This is a genomic window from Spirillospora sp. NPDC047279 (genome assembly GCF_040643285.1).
In the GTDB taxonomy this organism is placed as follows: domain Bacteria; phylum Actinomycetota; class Actinomycetes; order Streptosporangiales; family Streptosporangiaceae; genus Spirillospora.
The window spans coordinates 1-3,936 of sequence record NZ_JBEYUA010000045.1 but is presented as its reverse complement, the minus strand read 5'-3'; the positions used below and the strand labels follow the sequence as shown (position 1 = coordinate 3,936).

The following is a 3,936-nucleotide window of genomic DNA, read 5'->3' as shown; positions in this document are numbered from 1 at the left end:
TCGGCGGTCCTGGGTGAGAAGCCGCGGCTGAAGGGCTCTCAGAAGGTTCGCGGGCCGGTGAGGCGGTGGCGGGTGAAGGCACAGGCCTGGTCATGCCGATCCCCGGGAACTCAGAACTCGCGCGGCGGTCCAGCGACACGCCGCTCTGGCCGGGGGCTGCGTCCTAGCCCTCAAAACCGACCATACCCCCCTTTTGTGATCACGCAACACGGCGACGACCTGAAGGCCCGGCGCAGCTGCCCGACAGGCAGGTCCTGATAGTGCCGCATGGCCACAACGGCATCAGACGGTCCACCACTGTGTTGTTGACTGCCGTCAGCGGCTGAGCATGGGCCGGTTAGCGAGAGCGCGAGCGGCCGTACGGGCACCCAATGACTATCCCCTCCTGTGCGGGGTAGCGCCGTTTCCATGAACGCGCTGACGAATCTGACGAGGCCTGACCGCGCCACCGTTCGCGGTCTGATCGACAGGTCTGCCCATCTCAGGGACGTGAAACGGTCGCTGGGCGTGGAGACGGCGTCCCGCAGATGGTTGATCGGGGGAGTGCTGCCGTTGTGGCTGGGCGCGGGGCTGGCCGACTGGTACCGGCACAAGCAGACCAGGATCGAGGACACCGCGGGTGCTCGCGAGTCGATGATCCATTCCCTGATGATGGCCGAGGCTGGGGTTCCGGTGGCGTTGGGGCTGTTCTGTGAGGTCAACGCGGGGGTGTTGGCGACCTGTGCGGGCGCGTTGGGGGTGCACAGCGCGACCGCGTACTGGGACGTCTCCTACGCGGAGGAGCGCCGCGAGGTGTCGCCGATCGAGCAGCACTTCCACAGTCTCCTGGAGGTCGTCCCGCTGATGGCCACGGGTTTCCTGGCCGTTCTTCACTGGGACCAGGCTCGTGCTCTGGTCGGTGTGGGGGAGCGTCCTGACTTCCGGATCAGGTTCAAGCGCCGTGACCCGCTGTCGTGGAAGAGCCGGGCGGCGCTCCTTGGGGCGATGGGGCTTTTCGGGGTGCTGCCCTACGCCGAGGAGATGCTGCGCTGCCTGCGCGCCGACCCCTCCCTGCGGGCCCGGCCGGAGGCGCCGGAGCCGCAGACGGACGGCACTGGGGAGACTCCACTCGCGCACGCCGCCAAGGGGTGAAGGGCAGGTTCATGTCGTTGGAGAGTGACCTCACTGCCCGGGTGGACGGTGAGGCCCTCCCTGTCAGACTGCTGTGAGACATGAGAACAGACGAGTTTTCTGTGGCATGAGCAGGGCGAGAACGGGATCTACCGGGGGTTGCGGGCGCTGCGTGACGACGGCCTGGCGTTGATCCGCACGCGGTATCCCGACATCCCGCGGCGGGTCTCTGGTTACAACCTGGATTCGCTGCTGCCCGAGAACGGCTTCGATGTCGCGCGTGCTCTGGTCGGGAGCGAGTCCACGCTGGTCACGGTGCTGCGAGCCGAGATCAGGTCGTTCGAGGTGCCCGCCTGCCAGTCTCTGGCGGTGCTCGGCTACGACGACGTGGCCGCGGCGGGGGACGCCGTGCCGGCGGTGGCCGAGAGCGAACCGCTCGCGCTGGAAGGACTCGACCACACGCTGATCGATCTGGCCCGTGTCGAGCACGTCGCCCCCCAGCAGCCGGTGCAGCGGAAGGCCGAGCAGCCGCGCCTTGAGGTCCCACAACGCCACGTCCACCGCGGAGATCGCATAGCCGACGGCCCCCGGGCGGCCGTCGTTGCGCACCGCCCGCACCATCGCCTCCCACGTTCCGCTGACGTCCGGGCCGGGGCGTCCGCACACCACACCGGCGAGCTTGTCGCTGATCACCGACGCGCAGGCGGCCGAACCATAGGTCCAGCCCACCCTGTCGCGCCACCGGCGTGGACCTCCACGACGATCATCGTGGTGGAGTCCCACGCCAGCGTGCCGTCCGCCTCAGGTCCGTCGGTCGGGACCGTGTAGGCACGCGCCTCGCACGCGTCGACCAGCGGGCCGGTCATCTCTCCGGCTTGTCACCGCGGTGCGGGAGGAACTCCTGAGCCTTGGTCTTGACGCCCTCCTTGATGACGGCCCAGCGGTCCTCGTCGCCCTTGATGATCGACTCGGCGGTGGCCTTCATCTGCTCGAACGAGGCGTGCGGCGGGATCGGCGGGACGTTCGGATCGACCCGCACGTCCAGGACCGTCGGGATCTCGGCGGCCAGCGCCGCCTCCCACGCCGGGCCGATCTGCTCCGGCTTCTCCACGGTGATCGCGTTGAGGCCGATGCTCCTGGCGAACGCGGCGTAGTCGCATTCGGGCAGCGTCTGGGACTGCGGGAACTTGGGCGCCCCCTGCATCGCGCGCATCTCCCAGGTGACCTGGTTGAGGTCGTTGTTGTGCAGGACCGCGACCACGAACCGGGGGTCCTGCCACTGCTCCCAGTAGTGCTTGATGGTGAGCAGTTCGGCCAGCCCGTTCATCTGCATCGCACCGTCGCCCTCGAACACGACCACCGGCCGGTCGGGGTGGCCGAACTTGGCGCCGATGCCGTACGGGACGCCCGGGCCCATGGTCGCGAGCGTGCCCGACAGCGAGCCGCGCATGTCGCCGCGGAACCTCAGGTTGCGGGCGTACCAGTTGGCGGCCGATCCCGAGTCGGCGGCCAGGATCGTGTTGTCGGGCAGCCGTTCGGACGCTTCGTGGAAGAGCCGCATCGGGTTGATCGGGTCGGCGTCGACCATGGCCTCCATCGTCACGGTCTCCCACCACCGCGCGACGTTCGCCTCGATCTTCTCGCGCCAGCCCCGGTCGCTCTTGTGCTCCAGCAGCGGGATCAGGGCGCGCAGCGTCGCCGCGGCATCGCCGACCAGGTTGACCTCGTACGGGTAGCGCATGCCGATCATCTTGGGATCGATGTCGATCTGAACGCCCCTGGCCTGGTCCAGTCCGGGCATGAACTGGGTGTACGGGAAGCTGGAACCGACCGTGAGCACCGTGTCGCAGTCGTTCATCATCTCGTAGCTCGGCCGGGTGCCCAGCAGACCGATCGACCCCGTGACGTAGGGCAGCTCATCCGACAGCACGTCCTTGCCGAGCAGCGCCTTGGCCACACCGGCGCCGAGCAGGTCGGCGACCTGCATCACTTCGGCTCGGGCGCCGCGCGCACCCGCACCGGCCAGGATGGCGACCTTGGACCCGGAGTTGAGGACGTCGGCCGCGCGCCGGATCGCCTCGTCGTCGGCCGAGACGGCGGGCCAGTCGATGCCGAGACTGGACGGGACCATCTTGAACTCGTGTCCGGGCGGGGAGTACTCCAGCTCCTGCACGTCGGCCGGGATGATGATCGCGGTCGGGGCCTGTTCGGCCAGTGCGATCCGGATCGCCCGGTCGATCACGTTGGGCAGCTGCTCGGGAACGGTCACCATCTGCACGTAGTCACTGGCGACGTCCTTGTACAGCGACAGCATGTCGATCTCTTGCTGGTACGAGCCGCCCATCGCACTGCGGTTGGTCTGGCCCACGATCGCCACCACCGGAACGTGGTCCAGCTTGGCGTCGTACAACCCGTTCAGGAGGTGGATCCCACCCGGCCCCGACGTCGCCGCGCACACCCCGACCCGCCCGGTGAACTTGGCATAGCCGACCGCCTCGAACGCGCTCATCTCCTCATGCCGGGCCTGCACGAACTGCGGCTGATCCTCAGCCCGGCCCCACGCCGCCAGCAGCCCGTTGATGCCGTCCCCTGGGTAGCCGAACACCTTCTCGACTCCCCATTCGCGCAACCTCGCCAGCAGGTAGTCACCGACGGTCTTGGACGTCATGAGCGACCTCCTTCGCACTCCTCACAGCCTCATTCACGCAACCGCCGGTGAGGCGGCCACCCGCGGGTCCGTCAAGATAACGGTGTAACTCGATCTTGATGGTTCTACTTGCGTGCGGCGGCCAGGCGGCCTTCGAAGGCGATCTCGAAGGCGTTCAG

3 protein-coding genes are annotated in these 3,936 nt (G+C 68.2%); 1 reads left to right on the top strand and 2 read right to left on the bottom strand.

The window, feature by feature from the left end:
• Positions 1-489 precede the first annotated feature (489 nt).
• Positions 490-1,131, top strand: a complete 642-nt coding sequence (locus ABZ810_RS47575; protein ID WP_358415463.1) for a diguanylate cyclase — start codon at positions 490-492, stop codon at positions 1,129-1,131.
• 63 nt (positions 1,132-1,194) lie between these two features.
• Here the strand turns inward: ABZ810_RS47575 and ABZ810_RS47570 are convergent, their stop codons facing one another.
• Positions 1,195-1,839 (bottom strand): hypothetical protein, encoded by a 645-nt coding sequence (locus ABZ810_RS47570; protein WP_358415460.1) that lies wholly within the window; start codon positions 1,837-1,839, stop codon positions 1,195-1,197.
• Between the two features lie 133 nt (positions 1,840-1,972).
• On the bottom strand, positions 1,973-3,778 hold the full coding sequence (locus ABZ810_RS47565; protein WP_358415457.1) for a thiamine pyrophosphate-requiring protein: 1,806 nt from the start codon (positions 3,776-3,778) through the stop codon (positions 1,973-1,975).
• Positions 3,779-3,936 lie beyond the last annotated feature (158 nt).